Origin of the sequence: Microbacterium sp. SS28 (assembly GCF_022761035.1) — a bacterium.
Taxonomy (GTDB): domain Bacteria; phylum Actinomycetota; class Actinomycetes; order Actinomycetales; family Microbacteriaceae; genus Microbacterium.
In genome coordinates, this window is record NZ_JAKWJP010000008.1 from 58,213 (window position 1) to 72,500 (window position 14,288).

The window sequence follows — 14,288 nt, forward strand, 5'->3', positions numbered from 1 at the left end:
TGGCCAGCAGGGCTGCCGCGACGAAGGAGACACCCATGAGCACCGACGGATGCCGCGACCTGCGCGTCGAACTCCTGCAGGAGCCCCTCGCCTTGGCGACCGCCGAGCCGCGCTTCTCGTGGATCGCCGGCCACGCGCAGACGGCGTACCGGCTCACGGTCGAGACCACGGCCGGCGACATCGTGTGGGACAGCGGCCGCGTCGATGACGCCGACACCTCGCTGCGGTCCTACGGCGGACCGCCGCTCGCGCCGGACGCCGACTTCGTGTGGCGCGTCTCCAGCTGGTCCGGCGATGACGTTCGCACCGCGACATCCACATTCGGAACCGCCCCGTCGCTGACGGACTGGACGGCATCGTGGGTGCGTCCCGTCCAGGAGCCGACCGTCGTCGAGCGGTGGACGCTCCTCGACTGGATCCGGGGTGCCCAGCCCGATGCCCCCGTCGCCGAGCGGCTGCGCCCCGCGCACCTGCTGCGCCAGCGCTTCACGCTCCGCGAGCGGCCCGTCCGGGGTCGGCTGCACATCACCGCGCGCGGCATCTACAGCGCGCACCTCAACGCGCAAGCCGTCGGCGACGAGGTGCTCGCGCCCGGCTTCGACAGCTACACGCACCGCATCAGCGTCCAGACCTACGACGTCTCGGCGCAGCTGCAGGCGGGCGACAACGCGCTCGGCGTCGCGCTCGCGGACGGCTGGTGGGCGGGACGGATCGGCCTCACGGGGTCGAGTGCGCAGTTCGGCGACACGACGTCGGCGACGTGGACGCTCGTCGCGACCTTCGCCGACGGCACGACGCAGACCGTGACCTCCGATGCCGGTGTGTGCAGCATCCCGGGTCCCTGGCGGTATGCCGACCTGTTCGTCGGCGAGCACTTCGATGCCCGCGAACTGGCCGCGGGGTGGGATGCGGCGGACTTCGACGACGCGCAGTGGGAGCCGGTCGAAGACGCCGGGGTGGACGCGAGAGTGCTCGTGCCGTTCCGCGGCGAGCCGGTGCGGCGGGTCGCCGAGCTGTCGGCGCGATCGGTCACCGCGGCCGACGCCGGCTGGGTCGTGGACTTCGGCCAGGTGATCGCGGGCCGTGTCCGACTGACGGTGCGCGGACTCCCCGCGGGGCACGCGGTCGCCGTCGAGCACACCGAGACCCTCGACGCCGACGGGCGGTGGTTCGTCAACATCGCCGGCATCAACAAGGAGCAGCGGGACGTGTTCGTCTCCGCCGGCCTCGATGAGACGCGGTGGGAGCCGGAGTTCACGTTCCACGGCTTCCGCTACGCCCGCGTCACAGGACTCGATCGGCTCGACCCCGCCGACGTCACGGCGATCGTGCTCTCGAGCGACCTCGAGCAGACGGGCCGCTTCTCGAGCTCGGACGCGCGCCTGAACCGCCTGCACGAGAACGTCGTGTGGAGTCAGCGGGCCAACTTCCTGTCGGTGCCGACCGACTGCCCGCAGCGCGAGCGCGCGGGGTGGACCGGCGACCTGCAGGTGTTCGCGCAGGCGGCCACCAACAACGCCCTGGTCCTGCCGTTCCTGTCGCGCTGGCTGGACAACGTCCGAGCGGACCAGCGCGCGGACGGCCGTGTGACGGTCATCTCGCCGTACACGCCCTACGACGCCGAGGCTGCCGCGAAGGGGCAGGGGATCGGCTCGATCGTCGCGGCGGCCGGATGGAGCGATGCGATCGCGATCGTCCCGTGGGTGCTGTACGAGCGCTACGGCGACGTGCGCGTGCTCGAGGAGAACTTCGACGCGGTCCTGGCCTGGATCGGCTACCAGACCGACGTCGCCGCCGCGGGGCTGCCGGCCGGCATCGATGCGGGGCAGCTCACTCCGCAGCGCCGCGACCGACAGCGGCTGCTCTACAACACCGGGGAGCACTTCGGCGACTGGCTCACCCCGAGCACGCTCGAGGGGCGCCCGACGCACGAGGCGATCGGCATCGCGCCGGCGCTCACGTCGGAGCTCGTCGCACCGATGTTCCAGGCCCATACGCTGACGCTCGCCGCCCGCATGGCGACGGTTCTGGAGAGGGATGCCGCGGCCGGCGAGCTGGCCGCGCGCGCGGCGCACGTGCGTGCCGCGTTCGCCGCGGAGTACCTCGATGCCGACGGCGCCCTGCCGGTCGAGCTGCAGGGGATGTACGCGCTCGCACTCGGTCTGGACATCGTGCCGGCGCACCTGCGCGATCGCGCCGGCGACCGGCTCGCCGAGCTGGTGCGGGCTCGGGGGAATCGCCTCGACACGGGCTTCCTCTCGGTGTCCTACCTGCTCGACGCGCTGTGGGACACGGGTCACCGGGATCTCGCGCGCGCCGTGCTCTGGCAGGACGAGTCGCCGTCGTGGCTGTACGCCGTCGACCACGGCGCCACGACGATATGGGAGACGTGGGACGCCATCGCGGCGGACGGCACGATCCGCGCCATGTCGCTCAACCACTACGCCTTCGGATGCGTCGACGATTGGCTCTACCGCCGTGTCGCGGGCATCGCGCCGTCAGCGCCCGGATGGCGCCGTGCCCGGATCGCGCCGGACGTCGAGGCCGGGGTCGACCACGTGAGTGCAGAGGTCGGCACCCCGTACGGCCCGCTCGCTGTGGCGTGGGAGCGCCATGCGGACACCCTGACCGTCGAGGTCGCCGTCCCCTTCGGGATCGATGCCGAGCTGCTCGTCGACGACCGGACAGTGCCACTCGCCCCGGGGCGCTCGAATCACACCTTCACGCCGGCCCGATCACTCGTCTGACGCGTGTGATTTCCGATCCGTCACCGCAGCGAAGTCGGTGCGGGTGAGCGGCGAGCGCGCCTTCCCCCGCACATCCTGCAGAGCGGCGCGCAGACCGGTGTGGGCGAACGTGAAGCCCGCGTCCGTGAGCGCTCCCGGCAGCACCCACCGGCTCTTCATGACGAGCTCGGATTCGCTGCGCAGCGCCCACATGCCGAGCTCCAGCATCCATCGCCTCGTCGGCAGCCCGATCGGGGCCCCGACGACGTCCCGCAGGGTGCGCATGAGCGTGCGGTTGTCGGACGGCTGCGGCGCGGCGATGTTGATCGGCCCCGAGAGGCTGTCGTCGTCGCGGATGAACCGGATCGCCGCCACGACGTCGCCGAGGTGCACCCAGCTGAACCGCTGGCGTCCGCCCGTGCGATGCCAGGGCGCCCGGCCGGAACCCGTCGGGCGATCGCCGATTCCGCGGTAGCGCCGGTGCGGCGGGCACCATCCGTCGAACTGGGTTCCGCCGAGGCCGGCGCGCGCGAGGCCCAGCAGCATCCGCGTCGCAGGCCCGTCCCCGATCACGATCGCCATGCGCAGTGCCGCGCGCCGCGTGCGGGGGAGGGAGCCTGCGAAGAGCTCGCGCTCCCACGCGGCGGCGACGTCGACCGAGAAGCCCGTGCCGAGCTCGCCGTCAGCCTCGGTGTTCGGGCGGTCCATCGAGTGCCGGTAGATCGTGGCCGTCGAGGCGTTGAGCCAGACCCGCGGCGGACTGTCCGCCCCGGCGATCGCCTCGCGCAAGGCGCGCGTCGTGCTGACCCTCGACTCGAGGATCGCCTCGCGGTTGCGATCGGTGTAGCGGCAGTTGACCGACTTGCCGGCGAGGTTGACCACGACGTCCGCGCCGTCGACCGCATGCCGCACCGCATCCGGATCGCTCCACCGGACGGACTCGCTGCGGCCGATGAGGCGCAGCGTGTACCCGTCGGCAGCGAGCGCCTCGGCGACGGCGCGCCCGACGAACCCGCTCGCACCCGCGATCACCGCGATCGGCCTGCCCCTGTCGTCCATGAGACGACAGTACCCGTTTCTGAACATGTTCAGAAATGAGACCTGCTCCACGGCGACGGGATCGCGGAGGCGATCCCGTTCCCCATCGAGATGCTCCCTTCGGTCGCCGCATAACTCGGGCCGCGACGGGCGTCCGTCGCGGCCGAGTGCGAACGAGGGAGGCTGTCAGTGGCCCACCGCCTGGAAGTGATGGGCCGCGCCGTAGTTCGCGACGTTCGCGCCCAGGATCTGGCCCTGCACGTCCGCGAAGCGGAAGTGCAGGCCCGCCCAGATGCGCGCCTCGATGAGCTCGGCCATCGGCTGCGAGAAGGAGGCGAACGTTCGGACCCTCGGGTCGCCGGGCTGGAGCGCCCCCGAGAAGCTCGTGATCTGGAAGCCGCCCGCGATCACGTCGCCGAAGTACATGCGCAGGATCGTGACGTGTGCGCCGTCGTTGCAGTTGTGGCCTGACGGAGCCTCGGGGTAGGGCGCCGTGATGAGGGCGGTCCAGCCGGTCTCGGCGGTCGTTGCGGCGTTGCCGTCCTCGTCGGCGCGCTGGATCGCGTTCCACGGCCGCCAGAAGTCGTAGTGGTACTTGTCGTTCCAGCAGTTGATCAGCGCATCTGCGCCGCTCATGTTCTGGAGGGCCAGCAGCCGCGCACTGTCGCCGGCGCTCATTCCGCTGCGTTCGATGAGCTGCCTCGAGACCTCGTTCCAGCTGAGGATGGGCGCGCTCTGCCACCACCGCGCTATCCAGGTCTGCTCGTCCGTGCGGGTCGACCCCGTCGCCCTGCCGAGCATCTGGACCTCGTTGACCTCGGCCGCATAGGCCGGGCTGTCGAGCGCGAGCGGCGGAGCGCTGCGGAACTGCGACTGGCTCTCGATCAGGAACGGCGTGACGTTCCCCGCCCACGGGGTCGGGTCGAGGGCCGGCAGGCCGTTGGCGCCGATGAGCGGCGACCAGTGACCGGGCAGCGGGTTCAGCGTCCACGGGGATGGGCCGAACCGTCCGTCGTCCGCACGCGCCGCGAGCATGGCGTCGGCTGCCGCATGCCCCGCCGCGATGCCCTGCCGCTTGAAGGGGCCGTCCGCCACGGCGGCGAGCGACTCCGCGTATTCCGCGGCGAGTGTCGCCTTGAGCGTGTCCCGCGCGGGGAACGCCGGCGTCGGAGGTGCAGTATCGACCAGTTCGTAGAGCATGTCGTACGCGGCCGTCGCGGCTGCGGCATCCGTCGACGCTTTCGCGCCGAAGCGCCGGTCGAGCAGATACGGCTGGTACCGCTTGGGCCCGATCGCATTGACCGCGTCGTAGACGGCGCCCTGGGTCATGCCCATGTTGATCTGGAACGCGGGCGGCGCGCCGCCGCTCGGCCCCGGGAAGGCGGCGAGCGTGGTGGTCGCGACTTCGTTCCAATGGACGACTTCGCTCGCGTCCGACGGGACGGGCGGTGCGGCCGATGCGCCGGGTGCGCCGAGGGCGGCGGATGCGACGAGTGCTACGGCCAGCAGGATGATGGATCGACGATGATTCATGACTCCCCCAAGTGACGATCCGAGGGGAAGGCCTCGGGTACCTCCGACTGTCCCACTGATGCGAAGCCGTGTCTATAGCACAGGTGGAGCGGCGAAGTCCACTGGAATCTTTTCGTGGATGTCGCGGCGACGAGCCCCGCGACGCCCGGTCAGGGCCGGGTCGACGCCTGGACCGCCCACAGCGCGAGCCGACGCAGCAGCTCGCGGTGCCCTGCGGATTCGTACGAGCGCTCGTCATGGCCGAGGACGTCGACGGCGACCCTCGAGGCACCCGCTTCGCGGATCCACGCAGCCGGCTCGGGACTCCCGTCGCCGGGGTGCTCGGCGACCACGGTCGAACGCCCCAGTCGCTGCAGGCGGCAGTAGCTCTCGTCGTGCACCTCGAACGACGAATGCGGCTGCCCGGGGAGGCCGCCGACAGCCACCGAGATCACGCCCGCCGTGGGGTGGTAAGAGAGCCCCGGCACCCACATCGCGCCGATCGCGGGCGCCCATTCCGGGTAGTCGCGCAGCGACGCGACGGCGCAGTGCAGCGCGATCACGCCGATCCCGCGCTCCAGGGCGGCGGCGAGGGCGTCCGGCGCGGGCGTCGCGCCCGTCTCGTCGTGGTCACGCCAGGGGTCGCCCGCGTTGACGACGAGGAGGTCCACGTCGTCCAGGTGAGCGACGGCGTGATCGACATCCGGATCCACAGCGACCTCGAATCCTGCGTCGCGCAGGATCTCGGCGACGAGAGGGGACGTTTTGGGGAACGGATGCCACGGGTCGGCGTACCGTCCCGTGCCGCTCGCGATGACTGCTCGCATGGTTCTCCTCCGGGGCTCGGTGTCGATCCTCCCGCAGATGAGAGCGAAGAACCCTCGATCGTGCGGTTCCCGGCGGGATCTTGACGGCCATGACGCAGCGGAGGAATCTGGAGCAGCCCCCCGGCGGATGGATCGCCACCGGGCCCGGGTCGATCGGCTCTCGATTGGAGATCAGAAGCGTGAAGCGAATCTGGCTGTTCGTCGTCCCGGGCGTCATCCTGGTCCTCGTCGGGCTCGTATGGACCTTGCAGGGTGTGGGCGTGCTCGGCGGATCGGCCATGAGCGGCTCGACGCTGTGGGCCATCATCGGTCCGATCGTGCTGATCGTGGGCGTCGTGCTCATCGCGGTCGGCATCGCCCGGCGCCGGCGCTGACCTGAGGCGGCTGGGACGCCTCAGGGCGCCTCCGCCCCTCCGTCGTGCAGTGCGCGGTGCAGTCCCACGCCGACGTCGCGTGGAGCGAAGTGCACGGGCGACGCCAGGAACGCGGCGGTCGCGACGGCTCCCAGCACCGACCCGACCACGAGGATCCGCTGCAGGATCCCGCCCGCCCGCGCCCGCAGCAGGCGGTGCGCCCCTGCACAGAGCCACAGCCCGACTACGCCTCCCGCCGTGTTGACGATGACGTCCGTCACATCGGTGCTTCCGACGGCGAGCACGAACTGCGCCGCCTCGAGGGCGAGGCTCGTCGCGGCGATCACCGCGGCGGCCTTCCACCACCGCCACGTCGGCGCAAGCAGACCCAGGTAGAGGCCGAACGGCACGAACAGCAGCAGGTTCGCGACGACGTCGAAGGGCGTGCTCGCCCCGTACGCGGCGCTGTGAGCGAAGGGCACGAGCTTGATGCGGCGCATCTCGCCCAGGCCGACCCACGGCGCCTCGAGCTTGAACAGCACGAGCCACACGAGCAGGAACACGTAGACCCCGAAAAGCGCCACCAGGAGGCCGTGACGGCGGGCGGGGGTCTCGATCGCGGTCACGACCGCATCCGCGGGTCGTGCGTCGGGTCGATGTAGAGCGCCGGGCATCCCTCGTCGACGGCGCGGGCCCGCAGCTCGAAGTGCCAGGGCTCGTTGTCGTAGATCCGGCACAGGCCGTACGAGGAGCCGTGGGCGTCGAGCCAGGCCGCGGCATCCCATCCTCCGATGTCGATCGCGGCGCCCTGCACGTGCAGCGACGTCTCGGAGGTCGCGACCCACCGGGCCGCCTCCTCCGCCGAGCCGTAATCGGCGACGGCTTCGCGCAGCAGGCGGTCCTGGTAGGCGGCGGAGCGCCAGCCGCTGTTGACCGAGAACGTCACGCCCTCACGGGCAGCGGCCGTCGCGGCGCGGCGGAGGGCATCGCGCAGGTCGGCGTCGAGGTTCGCGACAGCGGGCACGGCGTCGTCGAAGACCGTCACGCCCGCGCCGACGCCGCCGTCCTCCGCTGAGACGCCGCCGGGGCCATCGAGCGGCGCGGCTGCGGGGAAGGAGTCTTCGGTGTCGGAGGCCGCGGCCGGCACCTCAGCTGCGCGAGTCCCCGCGGTCGGCGACGCCTGCGAGGGCTGGACGCCGAGCACCCCGGCGACCGCGACGCCGATGACGAGGGCTGCGGCGACGAGGCCGGCGAGCAGGGACACGCGTGTACCGAGGGGTCTGGGGGAGGGCATGCTCTCCACCCCACACGCGCGCGTGTTGCGAGAGCGTATGCGCGGGACGATACGCCCGCGATATGTGCCGGCTCGTAGGATCGGCAGCGTGCGCGTGCTGATCGTCGAGGACGAGCCGCTGCTGGCGGAGGCCATCCGCGACGGTCTGCGACTCGAGGCCATCGCGGCCGACATCGCGGGCGACGGCCACACGGCACTCGAGCTGCTGAGCGTCAACGCCTACGACATCGCGGTCCTCGATCGCGACATCCCGGGGCCGTCGGGCGATGAGGTCGCCGAGCGCATCGTCGCGTCGGGCAGCGGCATCCCGATCCTCATGCTGACGGCGGCGGACCGGCTCGACGACAAGGCGTCGGGCTTCGAGCTGGGCGCCGACGACTACCTCACGAAGCCGTTCGAGCTGCGCGAGCTCGTGCTGCGCCTGCGTGCGCTCGACCGGCGGCGGGCGCACCTCCGGCCGCCCGTCCGCGAGCTCGCGGGCCTGCGTCTCGACCCGTTCCGGCGCGAGGTCTACCGCGACGGCCGCTACGTCGCCCTGACCCGCAAGCAGTTTGCGGTGCTCGACGTGCTCCTCGCCGCGGAGGGCGGGGTCGTGAGCGCGGAAGAGCTGCTCGAACGCGCGTGGGACGAGAACGCCGACCCCTTCACGAACGCCGTCCGCATCACGGTCTCGGCGCTGCGCAAGCGACTCGGCGAACCGTGGCTGATCGCGACGGTCGCGGGGGTCGGCTACCGGATCGATGCGGATCCGGATGCCGCACGCCGCCCCGGTGACGATGGCTAGGCCGCCGGGGCTGAGCGTCCGCCAGAAACTCGCCCTCAGCTACGCGGGCTTCCTCATGGTGGCGGGCTTCCTGCTGCTCGCCGTCGTGTGGGTGTTCCTGCTGCGCTACGTGCCGCGCGATGCCGTCCCGACGATCGGCGGCTTCGTGCCGGGCCGCGACGATCTCATCCGCGCCTTCCTGCCGGCAGCGGGCTGGATGCTCGTCTTCCTGCTGGCCTTCGGTCTCGTGGGCGGGTGGATCCTGGCGGGCCGCATGCTCGCCCCGCTCGAGCGGATCACGGATGCCGCACGCCGCGCCGCGAGCGGCTCGCTGTCGCACCGCATCGCGCTGCCCGGCGCGCAGGACGAGTTCCGCGAGCTCGCCGACGCCTTCGATGCGATGCTCGCGAGACTCGAGGCGCAGATCGCCGAGCAGCGGCGGTTCGCGGCCAACGCGTCGCACGAGCTGCGCACGCCGCTCGCGATCTCGCAGACGCTGCTCGAGGTCGCCCGCAGCGATCCGGACTCCGACACGGCGCAGCTGCTCGAGCGGCTCTCCGCGATCAACGCGCGGTCGATCGAGCTGACCGAGGCGCTGCTCCTGCTGAGCCGGGCCGATCAGCAGGCGTTCGCGAAGGAACGGGTCGATCTCTCACTGCTCGCGGAAGAGGGTGCCGAGACGCTCCTTCCGCTCGCGGAGCAGCGCGGCATCACCCTCGAGACGACGGGCGACCTCACGCCGGTCGAGGGGTCGCCCGCGCTCCTGCTGCAACTCACGACGAACCTCATCCACAACGCCATCGTGCACAATCTGCCCACCGGCGGGACCGTGCACGTCGGAACGACGGCGCGGGCGGGACGCGGCATCCTGACCGTCGAGAACACGGGTGAAAAGCTGACTCCCGCGCTCGTCGCGACCCTCGCCGAGCCGTTTCAACGCGGCGCGGAGCGCGCGAAGAGCGGCACCCACGCGGGTGTCGGCCTGGGCCTCGCGATCGTCGCCGCCATCGTGCGTGCCCACGGCGGATCCCTGACGCTCGCTCCCCGGGACGCAGGGGGTCTGAGGGTCACGGTGGAGCTGCCCGGATAGCCGCGTCAACCGACGCGGCGGCGGTCAACTCGCGACGGGCTGCTCGAGCAGCGCGCGGGCCTCTCGCTCGATCAGAACGGGCACGAAGTCGCGCACCTTGGCGCCCTCGAAGCGGGCGTGCGACTCGGCGACGGCCGCCGCGATCCGCTCCCTCGGGAGCGTCGGGAACCGCTCGGCCAGTCGGTCGACGACGTCGGCGATCGCCGCGTCTTCATCGGGGGTTTCGCGAGTCATGGCGAGGCGCTTCCGGAGGTGGGGCGTGGAACGATTCAGAGCCTAGCGAGGAAGGCGGCTGCCATGCGCGGGATGACGAGGGGTCGCGGGTGCGGGTGCCATGATGGGCCGAAACCCGTCAGTTCGAGTTCGGAGGCAGCGCGTGAACACCCCTCGCACCAGGGTCCCCAAGGCCCTCGCCGTCAGTGCGGTCTGGCTCACCGCCGCCGCCGTCGTGCTCTCCGGCTGCGCGAACATCGAAGGACCCGATGCCGTGGACCGCGCTCAGGCGCGGGTCAGCGCGAAGGAGAAGGCCGTCGCCGAGGCGCAGGCCGAGCTCGCGGCGGCGTCGAGCGAGTTCTGCGATGCCGCGAAGACCTACATCTCGGCGCTCGACGTGTACGGCGATGTGCTCACCGCCACGGCGCCGACGGTCGGCGATGTCCGCAACGCGGGCGCGGATCTCGCGGCGCCCCGCGACGACGCGTTCGACGGTGCGGAAGCCGCCGTCACGGCGCGCGACGACCTCGCGACGGCCGAGCAGGAGCTCGCCGAGGCGCAGGCGGCGCTCGCCGCGGCGCAGGGATCCACCGAGGAGCCCGCCGCGCCGGACGCGGAACCGACCACTCCTGCACCGCTCGCGCCGACGGCATCCGTCGACCGTGTCACGCAGGCGGAGGCGGACTTCGCGAGCACTTCGGCGGGCATCACCGATGAGACGCGCCTGACCGACGCCTCCGAGCAGTTCAACAGCGCCGTCGTCGCGCTCGAGCTGGCGTGGCTGCGGCTGTTCCTCGACACGGGCTGCGTCACCGACGAGCAGCGGGTGCAGGCCGACGCCGCGGTCAGCGCGTACACGGCCGCGCTGCAGCAGGAGCTCGCGACGGCGGGGTACTACACGGGCCCGATCGACGGCATCTACGGACCGCTCACGGTGCAGGCCGTCGAGGATCTGCAGGCCGCCAACGGGCTCCCCGTCACCGGCGCGATGGACAAGGCCACGACCGAAGCGCTCCAGGCCCAGCTGCTCGCCCTCGGCGGCGCCGCGGCGCAGGCGTCCGTCGCATCGACCGCCGCGATCCAGCAGACGCTCAAGCTCGTCGGGTTCTGGGACGGACCCGTCGACGGCATCTGGACCCCCGAGCTCACCGAGGCGATCATCGCCTTCCAGACCGAGCTCGGTGTCGAGCCGACGGGGATAGTGGATGCCGCGACCGTCGCCGCGTTCCAGCAGGCGATCGCCGACCTCACTCAGCCCGAGCCCGAGCCCGAGCCCGAGCCGTCGAGCGAGCCGACGAGCTGACGCGGTCCGCTCGCCGCGAACGACCCCGCGGGCTGGAAAGGCGCGGGGAACAATGGAGGGGATGACCTCCGATCTGCACGGCGTCGGCAAGACCGCGGTCGCGGTCGCCGCGGCGCGAGCCCTCGAGTCCACCCGCGCCGACGCGCTCGTGCGCGATCCGTGGGCCGCCGCCTTGGTCGCGGCATCCGGATTCGACGTGCCGTACCCCGCGTCGTGGCCCGCCGACCCCGACAACGTCCCGCCGCTCGAGCAGTCGCTGCTGCTGGGCTCGCTCTACATCGGCCTGCGCACACGGTTCGTCGACGACGCGCTCGCGGCGGGCGGGCTACGGCAGATCGTGATCCTGGGGAGCGGACTCGACACGAGATCGTGGCGCCTCGGGTGGCCGGACGAGACGACCGTCTTCGAGTTGGACCACGCGGACGTCGTCGCGTTCACGGGCCGTGTGGCCGAGGCATCCCGTGCCGTCCCGCGCTGCCGGCGTGTCCCGATCGCCGCGGACGTCACCGGGCCGTGGGCCTCGAACATCGTCGCGCAGGGCTTCAGACCGTCCGAGCCGACGCACTGGGTGCTCGAGGGTCTGCTGCCCTACCTCGCGGCGCACGACCAAGGGGCCGTGCTCGACGACGTCGTGCACCTTTCGGCGCCCGGATCGCGCGCCGTCATCGAACGCGCCGTGCCGATCGAGGACACGCCCGAAGCGCGGGAGCGGCTCGAGACCTTTTCGCGCGCGACGGGGCTGCCGATGGACGACGTGCTCGCGCGGGCGGATCCGCCCGACCCCGTCGACCTGATCGTCCGGGCGGGGTGGAGCGCCGAGAGCACCCCGATCGCCGAGCTCGAGCATCGGTACGGGCGTGCGCTGCGGCCCGGCGACGACCGCCAGGCCGCCGGTGCGTCGCGCGGCGGATTCGTGACGGCAGTGCGACCACGAAAGGACGCGTCATGACGCAACGACGGATCGTATTCCTGGATGTCGACGGCACCCTCGTCGGCCACGATCAGCAGGTCTCTCCCGCGGTGGCACAGGCACTCTCCACGGCGCGCGACCGCGGAAACCTGCTGTTCCTGTGCACGGGTCGCTCGCGAGCCGAGATCCCGACGCTCGTGACCGACCTCGGCTTCGACGGCGTGGTCTCAGCGGGTGGCGGGTTCATCGAGATGGACGGCGAGCTGCTCGCGCGGCGCACGATGCCACCGGAGGCGGTCGACGAGCTCGAAGCGCTGTTCGGGTCGTTCGGCATCGAGTACGCGATGCAGGCGTACGAGGCGGTGTATCCGAGCGCGGGACTCCTCACGCGGTTGGTCCCTGTGTTCGCGCGGCTCGGCATCCACCTCGAGGACGACGAGGGCGAGGGCGCGCGTATGGCGCAGGAGTTCACCCGCCGAGGCCCGGTGCCGCGCGAGGGCATCGCGAAGGCGTCCTTCTTCGGCGAGCACGAGACGACGTTCGCGCACGTGCGGGACGCCCTCGGCGACCGGTTCCACGTCATCACGGGCACGATCCCATACCTCGGCGAGGCGGGCGGCGAAGTGACGCTCGCCGGGATCAACAAGGGCAGCGCAATCGTCCAGTTGATCGATCAGCTGGGCCTGCGACTCGAGGACACGATCGGCATCGGCGACAGCGTCAACGACCTCGAGATGCTCGACGTCGTCGGTGTCGGCATCGCGATGGGAAACGCCGACGGCACGGTGAAGGCTCGCGCGGATGAGATCACGGCGTCCGTCACGGACGACGGGGTCGCTGTCGCGTTCCGGAGCCACGGGCTGGCGTGAGTTCTCTCTCGAGGGGTCAGATCTTCCCCGGTCGTTGAGCGAGGAGCGCAGCGTCGAGACGAAACGCTCAGGCCCGGAAAACTGCTCTTCACCAGGCTAAAACGGGCGTTCCAATGTCGGAGCCCCCGAGCAGAATGGGGTGATGAAGCAGTCGATCGCCGCACTCCGCGACACGGTCGAGCAGGTTCGCGGGCTCGCCGCTGAGGTGGTCGGGGCGGGCGGAATGCGGGGCGCGTTGGACACCGAGTTGGCCGACGCGACGGTGCTGATCGGGGAGCTCGGCCGGTTCGTGGATGCGCTGCTGATCGAAGCGACCGGTGAGGTGACCCGCCGCTCCCGCACCCCGGAGCGGGACCAGCGGCTCACGACCCGGATGGGCTGCCACGACGTCAGCGAACTCCTCCAGCGACTCACCCGTATCGGCCCGGGATCAGCCGCGCGGCTGCAGCGCGGAGCGCGGGCGGTGCTCGTCGAGCAGCGCCTGGACGGCGCGCCGCAGCCGCCGCGGCTGCCCGCGATGCGCGACGCGCTGATCGACGGGGAGGTCGGGCTGGACGGGCTGCTCGCCGTCGCCGGCCCGCTGGACGCGATGGGCGACCGGGTCGGACGCGACGACCTGCTGCTGGCCGACACCGTACTCGCTGCCGAGGCGCGCGGCGAGGGTCCGGATGCCGCACCCCCGGCCTGCGCCGACCTGCTCCGCGTGCAAGCGCTGGCCTGGGCGGCGGCGCTCGACCAGGACGGCGCCGAACCCCGCGAGGAACGCGCCGCCCGACTGCGCGGCATCACCCTCGGCCGCGCCCGCGACGGGGTGGTCCCGATCACCGGCGCCCTGCTGCCGGAGGTCGCCGCCCAGTTCCAGCGGATCTGCGACGCCACCGGCGCCTCCCGCTCCAGCGGCGCTGTCGGCTTCCGGCCCGATCAGCCCGACGAGGACGCGTTCCTGCCCGACCCGCGCACCCAGGCGCAGCGCCGCCATGATGCGCTCGCGACCGCACTGACCACCGCGGCATCCAGCGGACTGCTGCCCACGATCGGCGGCGCCGCCCCCACCCTGGTCGTGTCCGTCTGCGCTCAGGACCTCGCCACCGGCACCGGCTGGGCGCACCTGGAGGGCACCGACGAGCCGGTCTCGACGGCCGCGGCGCGGCACGCGGGCTGCGCGGGGCTGATCCAGCGGGTGCTGCTCGGACAGAACGGCCGCATCCAGCGCCTGGGCACCGAAGAGCGGGTCTTCAACCGGCATCAGCGCCGCGCGATCGCGCTCCGCGACGGCGGCTGCATCATCCCCGGCTGCGGCATCCCCGCCGGCTGGTGCGAGATCCACAGAGAGCATGGACGTGGGCCGGTCCTGGTGGCGGCCTGACCCCGAGATCCATTGACACTTTCG

At 71.9% G+C, this 14,288-nt stretch carries 14 protein-coding genes; 8 read left to right on the top strand and 6 right to left on the bottom strand.

All coding sequences use genetic code 11. The features are described 5' to 3' along the window. Nucleotides 1–35: 35 nt before the first annotated feature. Nucleotides 36–2,747: an alpha-L-rhamnosidase gene (locus MJ607_RS18920; protein ID WP_243077187.1), complete on the top strand. Its 2,712-nt coding sequence runs from the start codon at nt 36–38 to the stop codon at nt 2,745–2,747. On the opposite strand, the gene MJ607_RS18925 is transcribed toward MJ607_RS18920, so the two are convergent. The 3 genes from MJ607_RS18925 to MJ607_RS18935 form a co-directional block, all read right to left on the bottom strand. Beyond that, nucleotides 2,736–3,785: an epimerase gene (locus MJ607_RS18925; RefSeq protein WP_243077188.1), complete on the bottom strand. Its 1,050-nt coding sequence runs from the start codon at nt 3,783–3,785 to the stop codon at nt 2,736–2,738. The genes MJ607_RS18920 and MJ607_RS18925 overlap by 12 nt on opposite strands. A 165-nt stretch (nt 3,786–3,950) precedes the next feature. Further along, nucleotides 3,951–5,297: a vanadium-dependent haloperoxidase gene (locus tag MJ607_RS18930; protein ID WP_243077189.1), complete on the bottom strand. Its 1,347-nt coding sequence runs from the start codon at nt 5,295–5,297 to the stop codon at nt 3,951–3,953. Between the two features lie 149 nt (nt 5,298–5,446). Continuing rightward, the gene (locus MJ607_RS18935; RefSeq protein WP_243077190.1) at nt 5,447–6,103 is read right to left on the bottom strand and encodes a ThuA domain-containing protein; all 657 of its coding nucleotides are present in this window, start codon (nt 6,101–6,103) and stop codon (nt 5,447–5,449) included. Between the two features lie 179 nt (nt 6,104–6,282). On the opposite strand from MJ607_RS18935, the gene MJ607_RS18940 reads away from it, so the two are divergent. Then, nucleotides 6,283–6,477, top strand: a complete 195-nt coding sequence (locus tag MJ607_RS18940; RefSeq protein WP_243077191.1) for a hypothetical protein — start codon at nt 6,283–6,285, stop codon at nt 6,475–6,477. 20 nt (nt 6,478–6,497) lie between these two features. Here the strand turns inward: MJ607_RS18940 and MJ607_RS18945 are convergent, their stop codons facing one another. Further along, nucleotides 6,498–7,082: a VanZ family protein gene (locus MJ607_RS18945; RefSeq protein WP_243077192.1), complete on the bottom strand. Its 585-nt coding sequence runs from the start codon at nt 7,080–7,082 to the stop codon at nt 6,498–6,500. Further along, complete coding sequence (locus tag MJ607_RS18950; RefSeq protein ID WP_243077193.1) at nt 7,079–7,720, bottom strand: M15 family metallopeptidase; 642 nt, start codon at nt 7,718–7,720, stop codon at nt 7,079–7,081. The genes MJ607_RS18945 and MJ607_RS18950 overlap by 4 nt, the downstream gene beginning before the upstream one ends. A gap of 118 nt (nt 7,721–7,838) precedes the next feature. Here MJ607_RS18950 and MJ607_RS18955 point away from each other — a divergent pair, with 118 nt between their 5' ends. After that, entirely contained in the window at nt 7,839–8,534 is a 696-nt protein-coding gene (locus MJ607_RS18955) for a response regulator transcription factor (protein WP_243077194.1), read from the top strand. Further along, on the top strand, nt 8,527–9,603 hold the full coding sequence (locus MJ607_RS18960) for a HAMP domain-containing sensor histidine kinase (protein ID WP_243077195.1): 1,077 nt from the start codon (nt 8,527–8,529) through the stop codon (nt 9,601–9,603). The genes MJ607_RS18955 and MJ607_RS18960 overlap by 8 nt, the downstream gene beginning before the upstream one ends. 24 nt (nt 9,604–9,627) lie before the next feature. Here MJ607_RS18960 and MJ607_RS18965 read toward each other — a convergent pair whose 3' ends face one another. Next, a complete protein-coding gene (locus MJ607_RS18965; RefSeq protein ID WP_243077196.1) occupies nt 9,628–9,837 on the bottom strand; it encodes a three-helix bundle dimerization domain-containing protein in 210 nt (69 codons plus the stop codon). A 142-nt stretch (nt 9,838–9,979) separates the two neighbouring features. Here MJ607_RS18965 and MJ607_RS18970 point away from each other — a divergent pair, with 142 nt between their 5' ends. The 4 genes from MJ607_RS18970 (at nt 9,980) to MJ607_RS18985 (ending at nt 14,264) form a co-directional block, all read left to right on the top strand. Beyond that, entirely contained in the window at nt 9,980–11,119 is a 1,140-nt protein-coding gene (locus MJ607_RS18970; RefSeq protein ID WP_243077197.1) for a peptidoglycan-binding protein, read from the top strand. A 61-nt stretch (nt 11,120–11,180) separates the two neighbouring features. Next, nucleotides 11,181–12,068 (top strand): SAM-dependent methyltransferase, encoded by an 888-nt coding sequence (locus MJ607_RS18975; protein ID WP_243077198.1) that lies wholly within the window; start codon nt 11,181–11,183, stop codon nt 12,066–12,068. Continuing rightward, nucleotides 12,065–12,898 carry a Cof-type HAD-IIB family hydrolase gene (locus MJ607_RS18980; protein WP_243077199.1) on the top strand — a complete coding sequence of 278 codons (834 nt, stop codon included), beginning with the start codon at nt 12,065–12,067 and terminating at the stop codon, nt 12,896–12,898. Before MJ607_RS18975 ends, MJ607_RS18980 begins: the two co-directional genes overlap by 4 nt. Nucleotides 12,899–13,040: 142 nt before the next feature. Then, nucleotides 13,041–14,264, top strand: a complete 1,224-nt coding sequence (locus MJ607_RS18985; protein WP_243077200.1) for a DUF222 domain-containing protein — start codon at nt 13,041–13,043, stop codon at nt 14,262–14,264. Nucleotides 14,265–14,288 lie beyond the last annotated feature (24 nt).